Consider the following 24,754-nt stretch of genomic DNA (forward strand, 5'->3'; position numbering starts at 1 on the left):
AATTTACAAATTTAGCAAAAAATAATATGTTCACAGGAATTATTGAAGCAGTTGGTGTTATTGAAAAGATTGAAGAAAAAGGAAGCAACATAGATTTCACCCTGACATGCCCTTTTACAAACGAACTTAAAATTGATCAAAGTCTTGCACATAACGGATGTTGCCTAACAGTGGTTGAGATTAAAGACAATCAATATGTAGTAACAGCTATTAACGAAACCCTTGAAAAAACCAATCTTGGAAAATGGGAACTGGGAACCGTTGTCAATCTTGAACGTTGCATGAAAATGGACGGAAGACTGGATGGGCACATCGTTCAGGGACATGTTGATAAAACAGGAGAAGTAGTCGGAATCGAAAATAAAGACGGAAGCTATTTTATTACCATGAAATACGAATCAGACGGAAACTTTGTAACTGTACCTCAGGGGTCTATTACTGTCAATGGAATCAGTTTAACCGTAACAAAAAGTGAAGAAACTCAGTTCTCGGTAGCTATTATCCCCTATACCTGGGAATTTACCAATATGAAACACTTGAAAATCGGTGATAAAGTGAACCTTGAATTTGACATCATTGGTAAGTATATTGCTAGGTTAATTAAAAAGTAGGATGTCATTAAATAAATATAAAGGATATAGTTTAAGGAACCGTGTATTTTTCGGGTTCTTATTGGTATGCTTTTTAAGTGTTGTGGCAACATCACTGGTTCCTTATTTTGTATTGAGAAATAACTCTCTACAGCAGAGTAATATCGATATGCAGGAGAAAACCAATGCTGTAATGAGGTATCTGGATTATGCCGTAAGCCGTACGTTGGTAGAAACAAAAGATCTGCCGAAGGTTTTAGGTAATAAAATCTTTGAGATTGCAGATATTAACCAGCACGATATTGTTATTTACGATCTGAAAGGGAATTATCTGCTTTCCAATAAAGATGAAAGCCTGATTGATCAGAAAACACTTTCTATAGAAATTATCAACAAAATCCTGTCTACAGACGCGAGGGTTGATATGACCAGATACGATGCTGCTAAAGAAGCTAAGCTTACCTCTTCATATCTTTTATTGAAGAACAATGAGCTGGAGCCAATAGGTGTCGTTTATATTCCTTTATATCATAATGAATCTGCTTATCTGGAAGTATTGCATCAGTATGTAAAATATATTCTTTTAGTAGATATATTTCTTATCCTGTTCAGTATCTGGATAAGCTGGGTGACTTCCAACAGCCTGGCAAAAACCATCACGAAGTTTTCTGATATGATTACACGTATTACATTGTTTGAAAATGAAATGCGTCCTATCAGATATTATAAAAATGACGAATTGAATGCTCTGGCAAGGGCTTACAACAGAATGATTCTGCAAATTCAGGATCAAAAAGAAAGGTTAAGGTTTAAAGCCTCCGAGGAAGCATGGAGAGAAATGGCAAAACAGGTTGCTCACGAAGTAAAGAACCCACTTACTCCTATGAAGCTTACCATTCAGAATTTTGAAAGAAAATTTGATCCCGAAGATCCGAATATCAGAGAAAGAGTTAAGTTGATGAGTAAAACAATGGTGGATCAGATTGACCTGATTGCTACTGTAGCCTCTGCATTCTCTGAATTTGCTAAACTTCCTGAGAAAAATAATGAAGTCATCAATCTGAATACAGAAGTAGAAGATATCCTTCGTGTATTTAATGATGATAGCATCTTCATGCATGCCAACAAGAGTAATATTATGATTAATATGGATAGAATTTATCTTTCCAGAATTATTACCAATCTTGTTACGAATGCCAAGCAGGCGGAAAGTGATGAAAGAAAATTAATTATCAATGTAGATGTAGAACAGCATCAGCGAAGAGTAATTGTTTCTGTTCAGGATAATGGGGTGGGGATTCCTGAAAGTATGTATGAAAGGATTTTTGAGCCTAATTTTACCTCCAAAACCAGTGGAATGGGGCTTGGTTTATCCATGGTAAGAAAAATGATCGAAGATTATAAAGGAGAAATTTCAGTGAAATCAGAAGTAGGAAAAGGGTCTACATTTATCATTACATTGCCTACCAATCTATAGTGAAGCCTTTTACATTTAAACAATTTGAAATTCAGCAATCCAAAGAGGTCTTTCGGGTAGGAACAGATGGGGTATTGCTTGGAGCGTTGGCAGATGTGAAGTCTGCTTTTCGTGTTTTGGAGATCGGAACGGGAACAGGCTTGATCTCGTTGATGTTAGCTCAAAGGAATCCACGGGCAGATTTTTTAGGACTGGATATCAATGGAGAAGCGGTAGCGTTGACAAAACTTAATTTTGAAAATTCCCCTTTTCATGCAAGGCTGAAAAACATTCATCAGGATTTTAAAACTTTTGAGACTGAAGAACAGTTTGATCTGATCGTTTCAAATCCACCTTATTTTGAAGAATCAGGATCTGATAAAGATAAAATTGCACGCCAGACGGTAGAATTGAATTTCAGACAGCTTATCGCTCAATCTGCCCCAATTTTATGTGAATATGGACTTCTTTCAGTGATTATTCCTATTGAGGCCGGAGAGGTCTTTACTTCAATTGCTGAAGAAAATAACCTGTTTCTGAGCAGAAGAGTTAATATCAAAGGTATAGAGAATTCAAAAGCAAAAAGATTGGTTCTGGAATTTTCTTCCAAGGAAAAAAACTTTTTGGAATCTGAATTTATTATAGAAAAAAGTCCGAGAAAATACTCGGACCAATATCTTGAACTCACTAAAGAGTTTCATGTTTTTAAGAAGGCTGGAAACTAGAAAATAAAAATGGATTTTGTAATTAGTTTCTAAGTCTTTTATTCTTATTCAAATAGTTCTGCGGTATCCAATACCGAAACTTTTCCATCTTCACATCTGATGGCTTCCCCAGGGAAGTTCTGAATCATGTGGTAATCGTGTGTTGCCATTACTACAGCTGCTCCGTTTTCAAGGGCAACCTGCTTTAGTAAGGTCATGATTTCGTTGGAAGTTTCAGGGTCAAGGTTTCCTGTTGGCTCATCCGCTAAGATAAGGTCCGGGTGGTTAAGAAGGGCTCTTGCAATCGCAATACGCTGTTGTTCACCTCCGGAAAGTTCGTGTGGCATTTTGTGCTTTTTGCTCTTCATGTTCACACTTCCTAATACTTCATTGATTCGGTCTTCTATTTTTATTTTATCATTCCATCCTGTAGCTTCCAGTACGAATTTCAGATTCTTTTCAACAGTTCTGTCGGAAAGTAACTGGAAATCCTGGAATACAATTCCTAATTTTCTTCTTAGGTTAGGAATGTCAGATGGTTTTAGTTTAGCCAGATCAAAACCTACCACAGATCCGTGTCCTGATGCTAATGGGATATGCCCATAAAGCGTTTTCAGAAGGGAGCTTTTTCCGGAACCTGTTTTTCCAATAAGATAGCAGAATCTACCTTTTTTAATGTTAAGATTTACATCAGAAAGAACAGTAAAGTTTTTTTGTGCAATTTTTGCGTGTTGTAAACTTATAATATTGTCTCCGGAGATATTTGTATGTGGCATAATTTAATTTTAAAGGCTATTTCAAACAAAAAATTTTCAATCTTTAAAAGTAAAAAAAAGAAGTCTATTTGACTCTAATTTTAATAAATTTTAACAACAAAAAATGCCTGAAAAGCAACTTTTCAAGCATTTTTTGTATATGATAATAAAAAAGATTATCTCTTAGCGCGTGAAGCACTTACAGTTAAACTCTTTCTGCCTTTAGCTCTTCTAGCAGCCAAAACTCTTCTTCCATTTGGCGTAGACATTCTTTCTCTGAAACCGTGTTTGTTTCTCTTTTTTCTTTCTGATGGCTGGAATGTTCTTTTACTCATTACTATATGTTTAAATCGTAATTAATCTATTAATTTTCAGGTTGCAAAGATATATAATTTTTTATAAGATACAAACTTAAATTATCTTTTTTTAAAATTATCTGTCATGTTTTTTTTTCAAATATTTACAAACCCTTATGTAAACCTGAATTTCTCCCTGCAAAAATAATATTTAAATGATTTATATAAAAGCTCTATCTTTGAAAACTTAAATTTTAACGAAAATAAACACAAGATGTTTACACCAGCAGAACTTTTAGAGATCAATACATTACTTACCCCTGAAAACAAAATAGTTATTCTTACCCACTATAATCCGGATGGTGATGCTATTGGTTCCAGTCTGGGATTGAAACATTATTTAAAGGCAAAAGGAATCTATGCAGAGGTGATTGTACCGAACGATTTTCCAAAGTTTCTGAAATGGATGCCGGAAGCTAAAAAAGTAATTATTGCAGAATACAAAAGAAAACTGGCTGCTGATATGATTGCAGCTGCAGATGTTATTTTCTGTCTGGATTTTAATTCTCCTTCAAGAATCGGTTTATTAGGAGATTGGCTGGTAAAGGCTCAGGGGAAGAAAATTCTTATTGACCATCACCAACAGCCGGAACCATTTGATTTTGTCTACTCTGATACTGTAATTCCTGCTACTTCACAGATGATCTATCATTTTATTGAAGCAATGGAAGATGAAAAACTGGTGAATCAGGATATGGCAGAATGTATGTACACAGGAATTATGACTGATACAGGAGGATTCCGTTTTCGTTCAACAAGTGCTACCACGCATAGAATTATTGCTAACCTAATTGAAAAAGGAGCAGATCCGGCGATGATTACTTCCAATACCTGGGATACCAATACCGTTTCCCGTCTTCATTTGCTTGCTTTGGTTTTAGGAAGAATTGAGGTGGTGAACGATGGTACAGTGGCGATCTTAAGTCTTACAAGAAATGAACTTAAAGAATTTGGATTCCAGAAAGGAGATACGGAAGGCTTCGTGAATTATGGATTAAGCATTGCCGGAGTAAAAATGTCCGCATTCTTTATGGAAGATCTGTATGATGACTTTATCAAGATCTCATTCAGAAGTAAAGATGATGTAGATGTAAACCAATTCTCCAGAAAATACTTTAACGGTGGCGGACACATCAATGCAGCAGGGGGTAAATCCAATGATTCTTTGTCGGGAACTATAGAAATATTTAAAACAAGGCTGATCGAAGAGAATTTGTAGAAAGAGTTGTGAGATAGATTATAATACAATTTTGTGATAGTCTAAACCCCTAAAATTCTCCAACGCTCAAACCTTGGTATATCCCTTTTCCTCAAGTTCCAAGCAAGTATATTCGTATACCTGCCGAAACATTTCGTCCATATATTTTTTGTTAAAAAGACTATATTTCGTCATTTTAGGTGGATCTAAAAATATATTACAATACTTTACCTTTGAATAGACTGATTTTGCAATGGCTAAATGGAGAATCCGGTCGAATTCTTTCATGAGGCTCATCTTATTTAATTCATCATAGCTTATGGAGTTGACATGAGAGGCGATCAGGAAATCACACTTATCCATAATGGGCTCAATAGGCAGGTTGTCAAGAACGCCGCCATCTACATAGATTTTTTCACCCATTCTTACCGGAGGCAGGATGAAAGGGACACTTGACGAAGCCAAAAGTGGTGTGAAAAGTTCGCCTTCAGAGAAGAAATCAACAATTCCATGAGTCATTTCCGTGGTAGCAACATAAACAGGGATTTTCAGAATGTTGAAGTTGTCTTCCGGGAAATAATCTTTGAAGAGTTTTAAAATAAAAGTAGAACTGAAAATTCCATTTTTTGATAGTTTCAAGGCAGACCGTGAAAAAAATGAAGTCTGTTTTACAATTTCCATCATTTCATCCGGTGTTTTTCCAAATGAATAAAAAGCAGCAATGATGGAGCCTGCACTGGTCCCTGAAATAATATGAGGTTTAAGATTGTATTCTTCCAGTGCTTTTAAAACAGCAATATGTGCAATTCCACGCATTCCTCCGCCTGAAAGTGTAAGTCCGATAACCTGCGGTTTCGGTGGTGTCTTTTTTTTGAACGAGAATATTCCCATCGAGAAAATTATACCTTACTAATATACAGGATTTTTCTAAATGTTTAGGGTTCATCACATTCAGAATCAATCTTAATGAAAAGTGTATTGAATTCATTATTCATTTTTTCATCACGAGTAACTCTTTGTACTTTGTCGTTGGCACAGTTTCCCCAGCCAAATGTAATCAGGTCAATGAGAGCATAATCTCTTTTGTCTGATGAATTGAGTTGTTCGTTGAACTGATTCATAATACGTTGTGGGTCACTATTTCTTTTGCTCATCTCTTCACGAAGTTTTTTCCACTCCGCAAATCTTTGTTCATCGGTTGAATTTAATGCTTTAGAAAAGTTGGAGCAGCTATTGTTTTTAAGAAGGATGGAAGGATCAGAGTAAGCGATGATCTGAATTTTTTCCATTTCATACGTTTGAACAAGCTCTTCAAGACTCTTATTTTTAACATTCTGCCAATAAGGGGTATTGATAACTTTCAGATTCATGATTTGTGCTTTTCTTTCCGCAAAATCTTTATCCAGTTTTGCCAGAACCTGCTCTTTGTTATTCCTTATATCATTAAGATCTTTAAGATTGTGAACGAAAGGAGTGTCTAACAGAGATCCGCTCAGTTCAAACCAAAGTTTGTAAGTGTCTTCAAGTTCTTTTCTGGAGTATTTATTGCTGTCGAAATATCCTTTATTATCACATAGTTCCGTTTCAAAATTAAATACCTCCTGCTTAGGCTGAATGGCTGTTACAGTATCCGTTTTTGGAGATGATACCTGAACTGTATCATTTAGAGTGCTGGGAGTAGGCAGGTTTTCCTTTTTACAGCTTAAGAATGAAAGCAGAAGGAGGGTAGTAATAGCAATTCTCATGGTTTTACAATACTAATTTTTTAGGAAGATTATGCAGAAGTTCCGTATTAATGATTTCGGCACAGATGCCTGGTTTTTCCCAATGGCCGTTGTGACCGCAGTCTAATATATAGGATTTGATATTCGTTCTGTCCGGAAGATTTTTGATCGTAATATCTGTTTTTACGGCATTGTCATGTTTGCCGGCCAAAACCAGAATTTTGGCTTCCAGATTTTGCATAATATGTTTTTTATCTGTTCTTTCCACCATACCTTTTACGCAGGCAAGAGCTCCCCTATTGTTTGTGGAAAGTGCTGTTTCCAATGCGATCTCAATTTTACCTTCGAGAATGTCTCTTTCATTGGGGTTGAATAGATTAGGAATTCCAGCTCTGACATAATGGGGGAAAGCATCTTTAATGATTCTATAGCTTTTGATACGCTGTTGTTTTTTCTCTTCGTCATCTGCAAAATAAGTAGAGAAGAAAAGAGTTAAGCTCTTTAATGTTTCAGGATATTTTTCTGCAAAAGCAAGAGATGTATATCCGCCCATAGAATGTCCCAATAAATGTACCTTTTCCAGGTTCTGGTGATCCAGCACTTTTTTTACTTCATCAGCCATCAGCTCCATGGTATGGATTTCTCCCAGGACCTCAGATTGTCCGTGACCGGGAAGATCAATTTTTAAAAGTGAAAAAGTGTTAGAAAGATGGGGTTCCATATCGCTCCAAATGGATAGGTTTTCCATAAAGCCGTGAAGGAGTACTAACGTTTCTTTTCCATTTCCTTTTCTTTCAAAGTTCAGCATGATTCCAAAATTATAGAGGTTAAAATAATGCAGTGTTCTTTTGGCTGCAGCTCTGTTTTCCTTTCAAATGTAAACAAAAAAGAGCATTTTAAAAATGCCCTTTCTCTTTTATTGAGTTAATTCTTTATAAATCTTTGTTTCCCAAGGTTTGATATCCGTTACTCCATAGCGTTCTTTTTTAGCAATAGCCAGATTGTCGAGCATATCTACAAAATTTTTGTAGTTGGCTTCATCAGTAGGTTTGATAATGACTGTGAAATTTTCTGGTTTTGGAGCGTTTTTATAAGCTTCAGAAATGATTTTTGAAACTTTTATTCCACTGAAATCAGTTTCTTTTAAGTTGCTTGTATTTAGATCCTTTGCATTGCTTTGATGATAAAAAATGCGATTATCTTTTCCCAGAATAAATGTAATCTGGTTTTGGTCTCCAATTACAGTCTCAATGGGTCTAGGGTTGGGGTCTTTTGCAGGGAGCCCCAGGTCCATCACGTTGGGTTTTGTAAAATTAGTAGTAAACATAAAGAAGGTGATCAGCAGGAATCCTAAGTCTACCATAGGAGTCATATCTACCCTGATTAATTTTTTCTTTTGCTTGCCGCTTTGTTTCTCTTGTGCGATTACTTCAGCCATAATTAATATTTTAAATGTTAAACGGTATTTGATGAAAACTTTGAAAATCCGATCGTGATTTTGAAAAATTGATACAAAGTTGATGCCTAAAATTTAAAATATGCAATAAATTTTCAATTTTATTAAAGTGTTATCCTTAAATAATGTTAAAAATAACTATCCAATGTGTTGAATGTGAATAATCTGTTTTAATGGTGGAAATAAAAAACTCACACTAGATAAGTGTGAGTTTAAAAACTTTATGTAAAATTATTTACTTGCTTTTCTTGAAGTAATTAACACCGCATTCCAGAAACTTCTTGAAATCTTCCTTCGGCATATATCCTGAAACAGGAGTATTGATTACTTTTCCGTCAGGAGTTATTAAAACGTAGTGAGGCTGAGAATTGTTATTGAAATTAACCTGTTGGAATAAGCTCCATCTGTCCCCAATGGTTTTAACCTTTTTGATTTGTCCATCCCCAAGGTCAATCTTTGTTTTTTGATCTTCAGGAAGTTCTTCTTTGTCGTCTACATACAGAGAAGCTAAAACAATATCATTTTGAAGAATAGGAAGAATATCCGGTTCGCTCCATACAAACTCTTCCATTTTTCTACAGTTTTCACAACCGTAACCTGTAAAGTCAATTAAGATAGGTTTGTTTTCCTTTTTAGCAATTTCTATCGCTTTAAAGAAATCATGTTCAGGATGCATTCCTAAGATACCATCTTTTTCATCATGGAAATAACTTACATTCAATGGAGGTAAGATTCCACTTAATAACTGAAGTTTTGGACGTTCAGAAGGAATCAACCCTTGAATCAGGTAGATTACAAAACCAAATCCTAATACCCCTAATATTTTTCTTGTGATTGAAATTTTAGGTTTTTTATCATCATGCGGAAACTTGATTAATCCGAATAAATATAAAGCCAAACCTAAAGCAATAATGATCCAGATTGCAATGAAAAGTTCTCTTTTTAAGAAGAAAGTCTTAGATACAAGATCTGCTTTTGATAAGAATTTTAAAGCTAAAGCCAATTCTACAAAACCTAAAACAACTTTTACAGTATTCATCCATCCTCCTGATTTTGGAAGACTCTGTAATGCTTGTGGAAATAAAGCCAGTAATCCAAAAATAATTGCCCAGGCTAGTCCAAATCCGGCCAGTGCAAATGTTAATAACATAGGAACATTCGAAGAACCGGTTACAGCACTTCCTAATAAACTTCCCAGAATAGGTCCTGTACAAGAGAAAGAAACAATTACCAGCGTTAATGCCATAAAGAAAATACCGATGATCCCACCAGCTTCCTCAGCTTTTGAAGACTTGTTGGCAATAGAGCTAGGCAATGTAATATCATAATACCCGAAGAAACTTCCGGCAAAGAAGATAAATATAATAAAGAAGGCAATATTCAGCCATACACTTGTAGAAATCTCATTGAAGATATTTCCTGCAATTCCGTCAATAATGTGGAAAGGAATACTCAGTAAAACGAAAATAAGAAGAATGAAAAATCCATAGATCAAGGCATCTCTTTTACCTTTTGCTTTGTCCTTATTTCCTTTCGTAAAGAATGAAACGGTTAAAGGAATCATCGGGAATACACATGGCGTAAGTAAAGCAATTAGCCCTCCGATAAATCCTAAGAATAAATAGGTCCAGTAGTTCTCATCTACCTTTGTAGAAGCAGTTCCGCAATCCGTTAATGGTTTTTTGAAATCAAGTGTTTCAATTTTCAGCTGTTTAGGATCCAATTTCGAAGTTTCAGTAATGGTCATCTCCGTTTTAGTTGGATTTTCAGTAACGGTTTCAACAGCTTTTACAGAATCTTTCGCAGGTTCCACAGTCTCTTTAGTAACAGCTTCCTCTGTAACCCCTTTTGGAGTTACTTTTTGATTGAATTCTAAAGTGTTTGGAGCAAGACAAACTCTGTCATCACAAGTCTGATAAGTGATTTCAGAAGTAACATCAGCGGGTTTAGTAGGATCCTTCAGCTTGAATTTCTGTTTAAATCCAGCGGTGTTAGAATAAAAAACAATAGTTCCTCCAAAAGCTTCAGAAAATTCTTCATGTTTTTTACCTACTTCAGTAAACTTTCCAATCAGCTCAATATTCTTTCCTGAAACTTTATACTCCGTAGGAATCCCCGTATCTTCAGGAAGATCTTTAGAGTAAATGTGCCAGCCTTTTTCCATGGTAGCATTCAACACCGCCTCATACTGGTTGTTGCCAAGATCGTTGATGGTAAATTTAAACTTTACAGGATTTTTTATCTGCGCATTAATTCCTGTTGCTAAAAACAGTAGAATTAATAAAAACCAATTTCTAAATTTCATTGTTCATTTCATTAAAAATTTTAAGACTTCATTCAGTCTTCTCATTCTTTGTATATCTTCTATCCTGTCTGAAAGGAATGATCCCAAGTATAGAATCATTGCTGTCAGCCATTATTCAGATTTTTTGCCTCGCTAAAATAGATAATTTTTCGTCCCTAAAAAACTTAGAAACTTTCTTTTTACCCCAGATGGGTAAAATATTCAGTCTCCTAATGAATTTGTAATAGGGGTGTTGCTTTTTCTCTTATTTCTAAATCATTATTAATTTTGTTAATAAATAACTCTATTTCAGTATAAAATACTTGCAAAAAATTAATTTAAGTTTTTTAAAATATCCTCTACAGAAGCCCTTTTCTTATAGTCTGGGTCAAAATGTCTCCATGTAATTTCTTTAGCTTCATTAAGTATAAATGTTGCAGAAACAGGAAGTCTTCCCGAATTATCTGACCTGCTTTTAGTGAAATCATCTTTCAGTTTTGAGTTATAGAAATTCAGGGTTTCACTGTCAGGAGTATAAAGAACATCAAAGGCCTCTGCAATTTTATAGCCTTCATCATATAAAACAGTATACTCAGTTTTTGTTTTATTGATTGTTTTTTCTATGAACTCTGGTTTTTCTGGAGATATAATAACGAGTTTGGCGTTTTTGGATTGTAGTTCGGGTGCGATATTCTGTAATGTTTCGATATATTGATTACAAAACGGGCACCACTGCCCTCTGATGAAAACAACAACCATTTTTTTGTTTTCTTTTGATGAAGAAAATGTATTGCCTAAATGATCTTTAGCATTGAAATTATCAATCTTATCTCCAATCATTTTCCCTTTTACCTGATCAGAAGTTTTGCCGGAGAGAGGAGTTTTTTTTCTTAAGACAGATGCTCCAACTTCTAAAAACTGTTCTGGATTATAGTAACCAAAATCATATTGAACCAGTTTCCCCTTTGGATCTAAGAATAAAAAAGAGGGATAGTTTACAACTTTAAACTCTTTTACCAGCTTTACGCCTTCTTTCTCAGCGTCTATAGCAATATTTACAAAATTTTTGTTGAACATCTCTCCAATTCGGGGATCGGTGAAAGTATTCTTTGCCATAAGCTTACAAGGTCCACACCAGGTAGTATACAAATCAATGAAAATAAGTTTATTTTCTTTAGCTGCGATTTTTTTCGCTGCCTCTAAATCAATTTTTTGAAAATTGATACCAGTGTTTTGTGCATTAAATAAAACTCCTGCTAATATGAGGAGACTCAATATTATTTTTTTGAACATAATGTTTCTTTTTTTATATGTTCCATTAAAAAAGGAAAATCACCCGTTAATTTGATTGTTTTGTGTAATGAATTGATTTTTAGGTTGAAAAAATGCTGTTATTTCTTATTTTTTTGATTTGTTCAACACATTTATACTTTTGATTCTGGGCATTATGCCTGCTGGAATATTGGTATTTGTTCTGGATTTCCTCAATACTTTTATTTTCAATAAAAATATCATGGATCAGATTCTGACAATGCAGAGAGATAGATTTAACATAACCAACCAGCTTTTCCCAATAATATTTTTCATTTTCGATGGCAGAATTAATTTCCTGGTAGTTTTCTGTAAAATAGTTTTCAGGAGACTCTACATAAAAATTTCTGTTTCTCAATCTTTTTAACCACAAATTTTTAGAAATTCCAATGAGATAATTTCCCAGGCAGGTTTGGATCTTGAAATTGTCAGCATGTAATTTTTCATAGAGGATCAGCAGCGCATCTTGGAAAATATCTTCTGCATCTTCCAGATTACCTTTATTTTTAAGGATAAATTTTTTTGTATATCCGAAATACTGTTGGTATAAAACACCAAAAGCTATATTGCTGTCTTTTTTAAAATCATCAACAGCTAATGAATTAGTTGTTCTTCTGTCCATACTACAGTTATCTTTTTTTGAGTATTTCTATCGGTCTGATACCTGCGGTCCTGTCTTAGAGGGATTACTCCCAGAATATGGTTCCTTGAATCACACAATAACCAACTCTTTTCCCTTACCAGAACAGATAGTTTCTCGTCTCTAAAAAATTTAGAAACTTTCTTTTTACCCGAAAAACCTATTGGATAAAACTCATCTCCATCCTGCTGTTTTCTCAAATAGAGTGGAAAGTGAAGCTTTTCAGCATCAAAATCCCATTCAAATCTTTTATTGATTTCATTAATGTTTTCAATATGATTTACGAGATTGATGGTGGTTTGGTTTTCGGAAAAATCAAAATGATGGATCAGTATTATTTCTTCTTCGATTTCCGATACATTGTTTTTCTCCATAAAAATCAGTTCATCACGATTGATTATCAACTGATATTCTTTTGAAAAAAAAGAACGGTTATTTTCTGCTTTAAAAATTTTAGGGATTTCTTCCTCTTGGTTGAAGCCGTATTTTTTTAAAATTTCAAATTTCACGAAATCGCTTTCCTGATCCAGCTTTTCCTTTGATAAGATTTTATGGTCTGGGTTAAATATCGTAAGGCGATTTTCTATTTCCTGAATCTGTTTCTGGACAAAATCTTTGGTTTGATTTAGATATAAAGAACTTTTTTTGAAGTTTTCCAGAAAGTGATCATTGGTTTCCAATAATTTCGGAACAATTTCATTTCTGATTTTGTTTCTCAGATAATCACTCTTTTTATTGGAAAGATCTTCCCGGAACTCAATATTGTTTTCTTCTGTAAACTGATAAATTTCCTGCTTGGAGAATGGTAAAAGCGGGCGGAGGATATAATTGTCATTGGCAGGAATACCACTCAGACCATTAATTCCTGCAGCTTTGGAAAGGTTAATGATGAACGTTTCCAGCTGATCGTTCAGGTGATGGGCCGTAACCAGGTATTCCAGATTTTCCTTTTCCTGAATTTCTTTAAAAAAAGTATAGCGGAGTTCTCTGGCCCAAAGCTGAATAGAATTGTCTGGTTTTCGATCCTTTTCCGAAACTTCATACAGATGGAACCTGATATGATTTTTCTCACAAAAATCCTGCACTACTTTTTGATCCCTATCAGAATCTTCTCCCCGGAGTTTATAATTGATATGAGCCACCTGAAATGAACTCTCAGAATTCTGCTTTTCATCTCTCAAATCGCGGAATAATGAGACCAGAGCCATAGAGTCAGCCCCTCCGCTTACTGCTAAAAGGTAGGAGTGGTTTTCCGGTTGGTGAATAAGGTTTTCTAATTGTTTTCTGAAGCTTGATTTTTTCAACATATGTGTTGAGAATTTCTTTTATACAAAGATAATCCATATAATTCAATTGAATTTTCCTAACTTTGAGTAGTCTAAAAATGATTACTTATGAAGATTTTAAAAATTTTAGCGGTTTCTGCAATGGCGTTGGGGATGACCTCTTGTGTAAGCAAGAAGCAGTATGATGCCTTAAGCACAAACTATAAGCAATGTATTGAAAATATCGGAGAAAGACAGAGAGAAATTCAAGATTTGAAATCTCAAAACTCTGCATTAACAGGTGAAAATAATTTATTAAAAAGCCAGCATGATGCTTTAAAATCATCATTGGATGCATGTCTTTCCAATACAGGAAAAAGCTCTGCTAATATTGATAAGCTTGTGGGAGAAATCAACGCTTCCAACTCATATATCAAGCAGCTAATTTCAAGCAATGCTAAAAATGATAGCTTAAACCTTGCTTTGTCTAACAAGCTGAAGAGGTCTTTAGATAATGTATCAGATGAAGATGTACAGGTGAAAGTGTTGAAGGGTGTAGTAATGATCTCCCTTTCAGATAAAATGCTATACAAGACAGGTGATTACACGATCTTACCGGCAGCTCAGGAAGTGCTAGGTAAAGTAGCTAAGGTAATCAATGATTATGATAAATATTCAGTATTGATTGAAGGTAATACAGATAATGCTCCATTAAATTCAGTAAACTTACCAAGAGACAACTGGGATCTTTCTGCATTAAGAGGTACTTCTGTTGCTAAGGTTCTTCAGACTCAGTTTGGAGTAGACCCTGCAAGAATTACAGCAGGAGGTCGTTCTGAATATAACCCGAAAGCGACCAATATGAGTGTTTCCGGAAGAGCAGAAAACAGAAGAACAGAAATCATCATTATGCCTAAGCTGGATGAGTTTATGAAGCTGATGGATATTGCTCCAAAGAAATAATGAAATTATAATAAAAAATAAATCCCGAAGAAATTCGGGATTTATTTTTTTAATCAAATTAATTCTTCTTTTTTCAAAAGGGAAATAATTCGTCGTAAAAAATGATTGGATATTTCAGTCTTGTCTTTTTTTGCAGAAGACTGTGTACTTCCTTTTGGAGGTACTTTTTTTTGATTCTCATGGTTAGTTTGTGGTTGATCTTCTGCAATCATTTTGTTTTCTAGTGTTTTTACCCCTTCGTTCTCTTTGCAAACTTATCATTAATACTACAGAAAAAACATCCGTATTTTCACGGTATTTTGTATGGGATTTTTCCCAAAAGTTTCATTGTTGAATTCTCTAAGATATTTTATTTTAAATATAATTATTTGATTAATAAAAGAATGTGTATATTTAAATCTCCGTAAGAGGAAATAAAATTAGAGGTATCCGAAAATCTTAAAGAGTAGGAAATTAATACTAAACAAAATAATTATGAAAAATTCAAAAAAACTTTCAAGAGGAGAAATGAAAACTGTAAAAGGTGCTATTACAGGGTGTAATCCACAGATATTTTGTACTAGTCCACAGACAAAATGTTGCCCAGGATGGGTTTGTGCCGGTATAAGACAATATTGTATAGCCATATAATGATTTTTTACTTAAAAGTTAGATATGCCTAAGAAAAAAGAGAGGAATTAATTCCTCTCTTTTTTGTATCTTATACTCAACAGAGGCGGTTTGTTTAAAAAGAAGTTTAAAATCCTTAAATTTGTTTAAATTAAAATGGTATGAGTTTTTTTGAAGAAAAGAATCCTGAAATGGATAGATATTTGGAAGCACATGCTTCCTCAGAATCCGAAATTCTGAAAAAGCTGAGAAGAGAAACTTATCAGAAAACCACACAGCCTCATATGATTTCGGGCTATCAGCAGGGAAGATTGCTTACGATCATATCCCAAATGCTACGGCCTACAAACATTCTTGAAATCGGAACATTTACCGGATATGCTACACTGTGCCTGGCTTCAGGATTAGCAAAAGATGGTAAAATTACTACGTTGGATGTGAATGAGGATCTTGCTTATCTTCCGAAAAAATATTTTGAATCCAGCGAATACGCTGCTCAGATTGATTTCAAACTTCAGGATGCAAAAGAATTCTTACAAGAAACAGATGAGTTTTTTGACTTGATTTTTGTAGATGCCGATAAAGAAAACTATGCAGACTATTTCAGACTGATAAAACCTCATACAAAGTCAGGATCAGTAGTGATGTTTGATAACGTTTTATGGTATGGAAAAGTACTGGAAGAAAATCCGAAACTGAAATCCACGCAGTCTATTCAGGAATTGAATGATTTAGCAGCAAAAGACGAAGATTTTGAAAATCTTATTTTACCTTTGCGTGATGGAGTCAACTTCCTTCGCAGGAAGTAATTAAATGAAAAGATTAAGAGATTTGGAAGTTATATAATGATGTAATATCCAAATCTCTTAATTTCCTAATTTCTAAAAGAATAAAATGAATAAAGGAATTTGTATTGTAACAGTAGCACCCGTGAGAGCAGAAGGTTCTGACAAGGCAGAGATTGTTACGGAAATATTGTTTGGAGAAAGTGTAGATATTTTAGAAGTGAATAAAAACTGGACTAAAATAAAAATGCATTATGATGGTTATGAAGGATGGATGGATACCAAACAGCTAAAAACGGTAACAGAAGAAGATCTGACCAATAGAAAAGTGACTGTAGTTACGGAAGACTTTTCCTCTGTTATAATGAATGATGGTAAAACTTTGTTATCAATGGGTTCTGAAGTGGAATTTCCTGTGGTAGCGTCAAGAAGAAGCCACGATGTAAGGGAAAGTGTTGCTCTTACAGCCAAAGAATTCCTTAATGTGCCTTATCTATGGGGTGGTAAAAGCTTTTTTGCGGTAGACTGCTCCGGATTTACTCAATTGGTTTACAAAGTTCACGGTATTAAGATTCCGAGGGATGCTTCACAGCAGGCAGAAATAGGGGAAGACCTTACTTTTGTGGAAGAAACGAAGCCGGGAGACTTAGCCTTCTTTGAAAACGCTGAAGGAAAGATTATCCATGTTGGTATTATGCTGGAGAACCAGAAAATTATTCATGCATCAGGAAAAGTGAGAATTGATACACTGGATTCTACCGGAATCTTTAATAAGGAAATGAATAAACATACTCATAAACTGAGAGTACTTAAAAGCATTATTTAAAACATGAAAACTTCCGGCATATTATTAATTGTAAACACTCTTTTACTGGTTGTAATCTGGGTCTTTACAGGAATTAAATATGCTGAGTTGCCTGATGTAATTCCTACGCATTTTGATTTTCAAGGGAATGTTGATGGAGAATCAGGAAAGGCAACAATTTGGGTTTTACCCTGTATTGCTACTTTTATTCATCTTCTTTTTATAGGAATAAAAGATCCCAATTTATCCCTTTTGAATGTTCCTCAAAGTTTTCGTAACAAAAGAACGCTGAAACTGTATTTGTTTTCTCTGGAACTTCCTGTAATGGTTTTGTTTTTGGATATTATTGTTGAAAGCATTCGTGTTGCAGAAGGAAAACAAACAGAGCTTAGCGATGCTGTTTTCTTTATTTTAGGAGCAATGATGATGATAATTGGAATAGGGCTTATAAAATCATTTCGGGAAGGTAAAACAAAGTCTAACGGCTAGATCTATCAAAATTGAATTTACTTTATAATATATTTATCAGTCTTCTGATTTTTGGAATGAAAGTTTTCTCATTATTTAATGATAAAACTAAAAAAGGCGTTGAGGGAAGAAAGCAGTCTTTAGATAAGGTAAAATCTGCTTTTTCAAAAACAGATAAGGTGATCTGGATGCATGCTGCCAGCTTAGGAGAATATGAGCAGGGTTTGCCTGTACTGGAAAGGCTTAAGGATCAGTTTCCAGATCATAAAATCCTGGTAACATTCTTTTCCCCGTCAGGATATGAAAATGTAATTAAAAAGAAACATATTGCAGATGTAATCTGTTACCTCCCATTTGATAGAAAGAATACTGTAAAAGAATTTATCTCACAATTTGATGTTAAACTATTTTTTACGGTTAAGTATGACTACTGGTATAATCTGCTTGCAGTACTACGAGAGAAAAATGCAAAGATCTATGTGATTTCTGCTTTATTCTACGAGAGTCAATCTTTTTTTACCTCGTATGGGAAATGGTTTGTGAAACAGCTTAAGCAAAATGTAGACTGGTTCTTTCATCAGACCCAATTCTCATTGGCTTTGGCTAAAAGTGTAGGACTTGTGAAGTCTTCTGTAACAGGAGATACCAGGTTTGATAGGGTAAAACAACTTCGAAATCGTGATAACCAAGTTGAGTATATTACAGACTTTATAGCAGATCAGAAAGCTGTTGTTTTTGGGAGTTCCTGGCAGGCAGAGGAGAAAATAGCAGAAATGATTTCCCGTAAAAATAACACGATCAAAATAATCATTGCTCCTCATGATTTGAAGAGGGTAGAGCACCTGAAAAATATCTTTCCTGATGCTTTATTGTATAGCGAAATAAAGAAATCTGAGTCTTTAATCTTTAAGCCTCAAATCTTAGTTATAGATAGTATAGGATTGCTTTCAAAGCTTTATTCCTATGCTGATATAGCAGTCGTAGGTGGGGGATTCCATGATGCAGGGCTTCATAATATTCTGGAGGCTGCCACATTTGGCGTTCCGGTTATCTTTGGAAATCATTATAAAAAGAATCCTGAAGCAGACGATCTTATTAACAAAAATGGAGGGAGGTCTTTTGCAGACGAAGCCACGGCTGCAGAATTCGTGTTATTTCTTGCTAATAAGGATCATGAAGAAGAACTTGCAGAAATGGCTGAAAAGGCAAAGAATTTCGTTGATGAAAAACCCGGTTCTACAGAAATGATCCTCCATAAAATCCTATCTTAAGAATCCCTGGCTTTTGATGTCCTTCATAATTTGATCAATATTTTCAGGAATACGATCACACTCAAGCCAGTTGAAATCAAGACCATTGTTAATGCATAGTTTTTGGAGATAATGATTTTCAGATATTTTTTGCTGTAGGGTTCTTAAAAGTTCATCAAATTCCATCCAATAATCTTCATCCAGTTTTTTAATGATAGTGAGAGACTTGAATATTTTATTGATGATGTAAATGTAAAGTTTGTAAACATTATCAAATCGTTGTCTGCTCAGATCATTATTGTGATCTAATATTCTATCAATCATCAGAAGATTGAGGGATACCTCCCCGAATTTATCTGTTGTTATTTTGATGTGTTCAGTGATTTCTGCACTGATTTTTCGGATAATGGTCAGGAAATACTTAGTGTTGCCAATATATTTTGATGCCAAAAGAATTTTTTCTTCTACATTTTGTTCCATGGCATTTCTCTTATCGTCAGTAGTTTCCGGATCAATAAGCTCGAAATACAGTTTTTTAGATAATAATTTATCTTTTCTCAGGAGCCTGAAAATAAGTTTGTCCTTCTCTGTGCTTGAAAAAGCACTCAGTGCCGCCTTAAACTCTTTTGAATACTCCATTAGTTGAATATTTTTGAATATTTTAGAAATCCGTTTATTGCCCAGTTTGCCGTATAATACAATGATTTTACAGTGGAGAATCCCATAAAGTCTTTATATACGAGGTACTGGTCTTTAATAATATTTTTTTTATTTCTAGAAACACTGTTCTCACGCATTCTGTATTTCGCCATCGTTTTATTGATAGGCATTCCTTCCGGAATTACTTTCAGTAGATTTAACCACATTACATGGTCTTCACGCTTGCTTTTTACCGGGAACAGAAACTTTCCGACTCTTTTAGTATCATACATCGTAGAGACCGGTGCCAGTCGGCAGGTTTTCAATAAATTAGAGAAAGTAACAATTTTATCTGCAAGAAAATCTTTTAATATGGGCTGGAGCTGCTCATCACATCTTGAATAATTACAGTAGACAAGCTCTGCATTGTGTTCCTGCATATAGCCTGTCATGGTCTCAAGGTATTCAGGGTACCAAAAATCATCAGAATCCAGAAATGCAATGTACCGGCCCTCAGCTCTCTCAAGACTATTGTTTCTTGCATTTCCTGCCCCACCATTTTTCTCCAGAACCTGAAGTTTGATTCTTGGGTCATTATACTTTCTGATGATCTCAACCGTGTTATCCTTAGAAAGATCATCAGTAATGAGCCATTCCCAGTTTTCATAGGTTTGATTCAGAACAGACTGTATTGTTTCTTCTATAAAATCAGCAGAATTGTAGCAGGGAGTAATAATGGAGACCAGGTCTTTCATTCGTGTTGTAAAATATCGGTAAAATTATAAAAATCTTTTTTCATAAAGGTGCCATGAAGCGATTCCGACTCCAATAACCACAAACATACATACAATACTCATAAGATATGGATTGTAGTTGGCAAAAAGTCCCAAAGTAGCAAATACTCTGATGATAGGGAAGTGGAAGATATAAATTCCGTACGTGAAATCCCCGTATTTTCCAAAATTATTCAGGAACTTGAAGGAATAAGCAATATACAGGACGATAATGCTAATCATTATGGGCGAGAATAGTTTTATTTTAAAAATAAGATCAATCCAGACCGTAAGGATAGCAATGATGAAAAGGGTATTTTTATGCTGAATAAACTTATCAAAATGAAAATAAAGAAGCATTCCGCCAATAAAATAGCATAATGAACCTGGAAGCTGCCTTGAAAGTGCTGCTTTTCCGGACATTTCAAAATAATTAAGATAAATGAGAGATAGAAAGTATAAAACAATCAGACTGATAGTACGGTATTTATTGTTTTTTCCAAACAGTAAAAACATCAGCGGAACTGCTATGTAAAAACACATTTCGATCTTAAGGGTCCATAAAGCCCCGTTTACCGCTTGATTTCCAAATACCCCCGGAAGCCATGGAGCTTTAAAATTGAGGAATATTGAATTCCAGAACAAATATTTATACACCTGTGTATTGCTGAAGTATTCGGAGAAGGGTAAAGTACTCACCAGGCTCAATAGAGTAGCACAAAGGAATACAACAAGTAAATAAGCAGGAACAATCCTGTTGAACCTTTTCTTAGCGTAGCTTTTCAGGCTGGAAGATCTCTCGTAGCTTCTTGCAATTAAGAAACCACTTACAATGAAAAACGAGAAAACAGCAACTTCAACAGGGCTATGGGTTAAAAAGGAAAGCTTTTCAGAAGCACTTAAAGCACCCAAATGTCCAACGAAGACAATAAAAGCGAGGAGAACACGGATGAAGTCAAAATTGTTTTTCGTTATAGCCTGCATTTTTTTTCTTTCCTACAAAAATAACTTTTTTAATAAAACAGAGGTATTTTCAAATGTTCAATATTTGTTAAATAAAGAGAATATGGCCTCATGCTATTTTAAAATATGTATAAATAAAAGCCGATAAAATAATTTTTCACAAAAAATAGTAATATAAATCAAAAAAATTATAATTTTAGCGCTTGAAAAAATTGATCTATGAAGAAATTAGCACTACTATTTTTTGGTTTATCATTATTGGTAACTACCGGCTGTAATAATAGCAACGATATTGTTATAGATGAACCTGTTATTGGACTCTGGCAACCGCTAAAAGAAGTGGTTACTACCGTTGAGGTAGGGGAGCAGCCAATTTCAGATGTGATTACATATACCGACTGCCAGAAACAATCCAGATGGTGGTTCAGTACGGAAATAACCGGGAAAAGAATAGATGTGGAGGATCCTACTACAGGAACAGCCTGTAATATTTTACCTGATAAAAACTTTACATACTCATACGATAAAAGTGGTAAAACCCTTCAGATCAAATATCAGGGAGTGGTAGCACCGGTGAATACAAAAGTTATGACACTGGATGCAACAACGCTCAATTTATCAATTAGAGAAGAAACCGAAGATCCTACGATATACAAAACAAGAACTATTACTTTTAAAAGAGTGAACCCTCAGTCTTAATAGTGTCCTTCAAGATATAATAAAGGTCTCATCTTCGGGTGAGACCTTTCTGTTTACAGGGAATGGTAATTCATCATAAATTAAATTTCTATTTCCTTTAAAATCATTATTTTTGTGAATCTTGTTTTACAAGAAAAATAATTCGATATTAAAGTCTAACATATAAACATCTATATAAAGTGTTTTACGATCATCAGCAGATAGAAAAAAAGTGGCAGAAATACTGGGAGGACAATCAAACATATAAAACTTCCAACAATACCGATAAACCTAAATTTTATGTACTCGATATGTTTCCGTACCCATCCGGAGCAGGACTTCACGTAGGACATCCGCTAGGATATATTGCGTCAGATATCTATGCGAGGTATAAAAGACACCAGGGGTTTAACGTTCTCCACCCGGTAGGTTATGACAGCTTCGGGCTTCCTGCTGAGCAGTATGCAATCCAGACAGGACAGCATCCCGCTATTACTACAGAACAAAATATCAACAGATACGAGGAGCAATTAAGAAAAATCGGATTCTCATTTGACTGGAGCAGAGAAGTAAGAACTTCTGATGCCTCTTATTATAAATGGACCCAGTGGATTTTTATCGAGCTGTATCACTCCTGGTATAATAAAAATACAGACAAGGCAGAATCTATTGATACTCTAATCAAACATTTTGAAGAAAAAGGGACAGAAGGATTAAATGCCAATCAAAACGATGAATTGAATTTCACCGCTGAAGAATGGGCTAATGCTTCTGATATTGATAAAGAAGATATCTTATTAAACTATCGTCTTGCTTTTAGAGCAGAGACTACAGTGAACTGGTGCCCTGCTTTAGGAACAGTTTTAGCGAATGATGAGATAAAAGACGGAAAATCTGAAAGAGGAGGTTTCCCTGTGTTCCAAAAGAAAATGATGCAGTGGAGCATGAGAATTTCTGCTTACTCTGAAAGACTGTTACAAGGTCTTTCTACATTGGACTGGCCGCAACCGTTGAAAGATGCTCAGGAATACTGGATCGGAAAATCTCAGGGAGCACAGGTTCAGTTCCAGGTAGAAGGTCATAACGAAATTGTTGAGGTTTTCACTACAAGACCTGATACCATCTTTGGAGCAACCTTTATGGTATTGGCTCCGGAAAATCCTTTAGTGGATACTATTACTACAGAGGCTCAAAAAGCAGAAGTAGATACTTATATAGAAGAAACTTCCAAGAAAACCGAAAGAGACAGAATGTCTGACGTGAAAAACGTGAGCGGAGCTTTCACAGGAAGTTATGCAATCAACCCGTTCAGCGGAGAGAAAATGCCAATCTATATTTCAGACTATGTATTAATGGGATATGGAACAGGAGCTGTAATGGCTGTTCCTGCACATGACGAACGTGACCACAGATTTGCAAAGAAATTTAATTTAGAAATTAAAAAAGTAGTTGAAACAGAAGAAGACGTTCAGGAAAATTCTTTTGACTCTAAAGACTCTGTTTGTGTAAACTCAGATTTCTTAAACGGATTACATTATGCTGAAGCCAAGTCCAAAATAATTTCTGAAATTGAAACGAAAGGTATCGGTCACGGAACGACGAACTACAGACAACGTGATGCTATTTTCTCCAGACAACGGTATTGGGGAGAACCGGTTCCTATATATTATAAGGATGGAATGCCATACACATTACCTGTTTCTGCATTACCATTAGAACTCCCTGAAGTTGAAAAATATTTGCCAACGGAAGATGGAGATCCACCACTAGGAAATGCTAAAACATTTGCATGGGATGAGGTAAACCAAAAAGTAGTTTCTACAGATTTAATTGATGACCAAACAATATTCCCGTTAGAATTATCTACAATGCCAGGTTGGGCTGGAAGCTCATGGTATTTCCTTAGATATATGGATCCACAGAATGATGGAGAATTCAGCGCAAAGAACCTTTCAGATTATTGGGGACAAGTAGACTTATATATAGGAGGTAGCGAGCATGCAACCGGTCACTTATTATATTCCCGTTTCTGGAATATGTTCTTAAAAGACAGAGGATATATCAATCATGATGAGCCTTTTCAGAAATTAATCAACCAGGGAATGATCCTGGGGATGAGTGCATTCGTATATAGAATTGATGGTACTAATCAATATGTATCTAAAAATTTAGCAAGCGAATATCAGACTCAGCAGATCCATGTTGATGTATCCTTATTAAAAGGAACATCTGATGAATTGGATACTGAAGCATTCAAAGCATGGAGACCAGACTATGCTCATGCAGAATTTATTCTGGAAGATGGAAAATACATCACAGACCGTGAAGTAGAAAAAATGTCCAAGTCAAAATACAATGTAGTAAACCCTGATGATATTTGTGATGAATATGGGGCAGACGGACTAAGGTTGTATGAAATGTTCTTAGGACCATTAGAGCAATCCAAGCCTTGGAATACACAGGGACTAAGCGGAGTATATGGTTTCCTTAAAAAATTCTGGAATCTTTATTTCAATGGAGAGGTATTTGAAGTTTCTGAAGAAGAACCTACAAAAGCAGAATATAAAGTTTTGCATACCTTAATAAAGAAAGTCGTTTACGATATTGAAAACTTCTCTTTCAATACTTCTGTATCATCATTTATGATTGCTGTAAATGAGCTTCAGAAATTAAAATGTAACAAACGCAATATTTTAGAACCGCTAGCCGTTATCATTTCTCCATATGCACCGCACATTTGTGAAGAATTGTGGAGTTTATTAGGTCATGATACCTCTATCGAATTCGAGAAGTTTCCGGCATTAAACGAAGATTATCTAATCGAAGATGAAATTGAGTATCCGGTAAGTGTAAATGGTAAAATGAAGTTCAAAATTTCTCTTTCAGCTCAATTATCTGCTAAGGAGGTAGAAGATTTGGTGATTTCAAATGAGAAAATGCAACAGATTTTGGAGGGTAAAACTCCCTCTTACATCTACAAAGACTAATTCTTTATCTGAATTCACTGTAATCAGCATATTCTTAATAGCCTCTCCTTTTTGCTTTACTCGCAGGTTTACATTTTCACCATTATGTTTTATGG

The 24,754-nt window shown here is 34.9% G+C and carries 26 protein-coding genes; 12 read left to right on the forward strand and 14 right to left on the reverse strand.

Translation table 11 applies throughout. From position 1 onward, the window contains the following. The first annotated feature begins 26 nt into the window (after positions 1 to 26). The 3 genes from NBX25_RS22960 to NBX25_RS22970 are packed head-to-tail and all read left to right on the forward strand — an operon-like array spanning position 27 to position 2,771. Positions 27 to 611, forward strand: a complete 585-nt coding sequence (locus NBX25_RS22960; RefSeq protein WP_250255601.1) for a riboflavin synthase — start codon at positions 27 to 29, stop codon at positions 609 to 611. Position 612: 1 nt separating this feature from the next. Then, complete coding sequence (locus NBX25_RS22965) at positions 613 to 2,067, forward strand: sensor histidine kinase (protein WP_123909884.1); 1,455 nt, start codon at positions 613 to 615, stop codon at positions 2,065 to 2,067. After that, complete coding sequence (locus NBX25_RS22970; RefSeq protein WP_250255602.1) at positions 2,067 to 2,771, forward strand: tRNA1(Val) (adenine(37)-N6)-methyltransferase; 705 nt, start codon at positions 2,067 to 2,069, stop codon at positions 2,769 to 2,771. The genes NBX25_RS22965 and NBX25_RS22970 overlap by 1 nt, the downstream gene beginning before the upstream one ends. A gap of 44 nt (positions 2,772 to 2,815) precedes the next feature. Here NBX25_RS22970 and NBX25_RS22975 read toward each other — a convergent pair whose 3' ends face one another. Further along, positions 2,816 to 3,526: a cell division ATP-binding protein FtsE gene (locus NBX25_RS22975; protein ID WP_123909886.1), complete on the reverse strand. Its 711-nt coding sequence runs from the start codon at positions 3,524 to 3,526 to the stop codon at positions 2,816 to 2,818. A gap of 155 nt (positions 3,527 to 3,681) precedes the next feature. Then, positions 3,682 to 3,840: a 50S ribosomal protein L34 gene (gene rpmH / locus NBX25_RS22980; protein ID WP_040997588.1), complete on the reverse strand. Its 159-nt coding sequence runs from the start codon at positions 3,838 to 3,840 to the stop codon at positions 3,682 to 3,684. A 235-nt stretch (positions 3,841 to 4,075) separates the two neighbouring features. On the opposite strand from rpmH, the gene NBX25_RS22985 reads away from it, so the two are divergent. Further along, the gene (locus tag NBX25_RS22985; protein WP_250255603.1) at positions 4,076 to 5,080 is read left to right on the forward strand and encodes a DHH family phosphoesterase; all 1,005 of its coding nucleotides are present in this window, start codon (positions 4,076 to 4,078) and stop codon (positions 5,078 to 5,080) included. Positions 5,081 to 5,146: 66 nt separating this feature from the next. Here NBX25_RS22985 and NBX25_RS22990 read toward each other — a convergent pair whose 3' ends face one another. The 8 genes from NBX25_RS22990 to tilS form a co-directional block, all read right to left on the reverse strand. Next, entirely contained in the window at positions 5,147 to 5,950 is an 804-nt protein-coding gene (locus NBX25_RS22990; protein WP_123909888.1) for a patatin-like phospholipase family protein, read from the reverse strand. A 44-nt stretch (positions 5,951 to 5,994) separates the two neighbouring features. Next, on the reverse strand, positions 5,995 to 6,804 hold the full coding sequence (locus NBX25_RS22995) for a hypothetical protein (RefSeq protein WP_250255604.1): 810 nt from the start codon (positions 6,802 to 6,804) through the stop codon (positions 5,995 to 5,997). 4 nt (positions 6,805 to 6,808) lie between these two features. Beyond that, a complete protein-coding gene (locus NBX25_RS23000; RefSeq protein WP_123909890.1) occupies positions 6,809 to 7,591 on the reverse strand; it encodes an alpha/beta fold hydrolase in 783 nt (260 codons plus the stop codon). A gap of 108 nt (positions 7,592 to 7,699) precedes the next feature. Then, positions 7,700 to 8,221 carry a biopolymer transporter ExbD gene (locus NBX25_RS23005; protein WP_250255605.1) on the reverse strand — a complete coding sequence of 174 codons (522 nt, stop codon included), beginning with the start codon at positions 8,219 to 8,221 and terminating at the stop codon, positions 7,700 to 7,702. Between the two features lie 253 nt (positions 8,222 to 8,474). Continuing rightward, positions 8,475 to 10,544, reverse strand: coding sequence for a protein-disulfide reductase DsbD family protein (locus tag NBX25_RS23010; protein ID WP_250255606.1), 2,070 nt, complete (start codon positions 10,542 to 10,544; stop codon positions 8,475 to 8,477). Positions 10,545 to 10,856: 312 nt separating this feature from the next. Then, positions 10,857 to 11,816, reverse strand: a complete 960-nt coding sequence (locus NBX25_RS23015; protein ID WP_250255607.1) for a redoxin domain-containing protein — start codon at positions 11,814 to 11,816, stop codon at positions 10,857 to 10,859. Positions 11,817 to 11,895: 79 nt separating this feature from the next. Next, positions 11,896 to 12,456, reverse strand: coding sequence for an RNA polymerase sigma factor (locus tag NBX25_RS23020; protein ID WP_123909894.1), 561 nt, complete (start codon positions 12,454 to 12,456; stop codon positions 11,896 to 11,898). Beyond that, a complete protein-coding gene (gene tilS, locus NBX25_RS23025) occupies positions 12,429 to 13,781 on the reverse strand; it encodes a tRNA lysidine(34) synthetase TilS (RefSeq protein WP_250255608.1) in 1,353 nt (450 codons plus the stop codon). Before tilS ends, NBX25_RS23020 begins: the two co-directional genes overlap by 28 nt. A gap of 87 nt (positions 13,782 to 13,868) precedes the next feature. On the opposite strand from tilS, the gene NBX25_RS23030 reads away from it, so the two are divergent. Continuing rightward, positions 13,869 to 14,702 carry an OmpA family protein gene (locus NBX25_RS23030; protein WP_250255609.1) on the forward strand — a complete coding sequence of 278 codons (834 nt, stop codon included), beginning with the start codon at positions 13,869 to 13,871 and terminating at the stop codon, positions 14,700 to 14,702. A 53-nt stretch (positions 14,703 to 14,755) separates the two neighbouring features. Here the strand turns inward: NBX25_RS23030 and NBX25_RS23035 are convergent, their stop codons facing one another. After that, on the reverse strand, positions 14,756 to 14,914 hold the full coding sequence (locus NBX25_RS23035) for a hypothetical protein (protein ID WP_164466571.1): 159 nt from the start codon (positions 14,912 to 14,914) through the stop codon (positions 14,756 to 14,758). Positions 14,915 to 15,176: 262 nt separating this feature from the next. On the opposite strand from NBX25_RS23035, the gene NBX25_RS24955 reads away from it, so the two are divergent. The 5 genes from NBX25_RS24955 (at position 15,177) to NBX25_RS23055 (ending at position 18,640) form a co-directional block, all read left to right on the forward strand. After that, on the forward strand, positions 15,177 to 15,332 hold the full coding sequence (locus tag NBX25_RS24955) for a CCPGW family putative bacteriocin (protein ID WP_410493975.1): 156 nt from the start codon (positions 15,177 to 15,179) through the stop codon (positions 15,330 to 15,332). A 140-nt stretch (positions 15,333 to 15,472) separates the two neighbouring features. Then, positions 15,473 to 16,120, forward strand: coding sequence for an O-methyltransferase (locus NBX25_RS23040; RefSeq protein WP_250255610.1), 648 nt, complete (start codon positions 15,473 to 15,475; stop codon positions 16,118 to 16,120). 85 nt (positions 16,121 to 16,205) lie between these two features. Further along, positions 16,206 to 16,922, forward strand: coding sequence for a C40 family peptidase (locus NBX25_RS23045; RefSeq protein WP_250255611.1), 717 nt, complete (start codon positions 16,206 to 16,208; stop codon positions 16,920 to 16,922). Between the two features lie 3 nt (positions 16,923 to 16,925). After that, positions 16,926 to 17,390, forward strand: coding sequence for a DUF1648 domain-containing protein (locus NBX25_RS23050; protein ID WP_250255612.1), 465 nt, complete (start codon positions 16,926 to 16,928; stop codon positions 17,388 to 17,390). Positions 17,391 to 17,401: 11 nt separating this feature from the next. Beyond that, complete coding sequence (locus NBX25_RS23055) at positions 17,402 to 18,640, forward strand: 3-deoxy-D-manno-octulosonic acid transferase (RefSeq protein ID WP_250255613.1); 1,239 nt, start codon at positions 17,402 to 17,404, stop codon at positions 18,638 to 18,640. Here the strand turns inward: NBX25_RS23055 and NBX25_RS23060 are convergent. From NBX25_RS23060 to NBX25_RS23070, 3 genes are read right to left on the reverse strand one after another with little or no spacing between them, the layout of a single operon-like run. Continuing rightward, positions 18,632 to 19,258: a deoxyuridine 5'-triphosphate nucleotidohydrolase gene (locus tag NBX25_RS23060; protein WP_250255614.1), complete on the reverse strand. Its 627-nt coding sequence runs from the start codon at positions 19,256 to 19,258 to the stop codon at positions 18,632 to 18,634. The genes NBX25_RS23055 and NBX25_RS23060 overlap by 9 nt on opposite strands. Next, positions 19,258 to 20,013, reverse strand: a complete 756-nt coding sequence (locus NBX25_RS23065) for a glycosyltransferase family 2 protein (RefSeq protein WP_250255615.1) — start codon at positions 20,011 to 20,013, stop codon at positions 19,258 to 19,260. Before NBX25_RS23065 ends, NBX25_RS23060 begins: the two co-directional genes overlap by 1 nt. A gap of 24 nt (positions 20,014 to 20,037) precedes the next feature. After that, positions 20,038 to 21,015, reverse strand: a complete 978-nt coding sequence (locus NBX25_RS23070; RefSeq protein WP_123909903.1) for an acyltransferase family protein — start codon at positions 21,013 to 21,015, stop codon at positions 20,038 to 20,040. A gap of 198 nt (positions 21,016 to 21,213) precedes the next feature. On the opposite strand from NBX25_RS23070, the gene NBX25_RS23075 reads away from it, so the two are divergent. Both NBX25_RS23075 and leuS read left to right on the forward strand, forming a co-directional pair. Continuing rightward, positions 21,214 to 21,693: a lipocalin family protein gene (locus NBX25_RS23075; RefSeq protein ID WP_123857939.1), complete on the forward strand. Its 480-nt coding sequence runs from the start codon at positions 21,214 to 21,216 to the stop codon at positions 21,691 to 21,693. Between the two features lie 179 nt (positions 21,694 to 21,872). Further along, positions 21,873 to 24,659 (forward strand): leucine--tRNA ligase, encoded by a 2,787-nt coding sequence (gene leuS / locus NBX25_RS23080; protein WP_250255616.1) that lies wholly within the window; start codon positions 21,873 to 21,875, stop codon positions 24,657 to 24,659. Positions 24,660 to 24,754: the final 95 nt, after the last annotated feature.

Origin of the sequence: Chryseobacterium sp. Marseille-Q3244, assembly GCF_940807095.1 — a bacterium.
Taxonomy (GTDB): domain Bacteria; phylum Bacteroidota; class Bacteroidia; order Flavobacteriales; family Weeksellaceae; genus Chryseobacterium.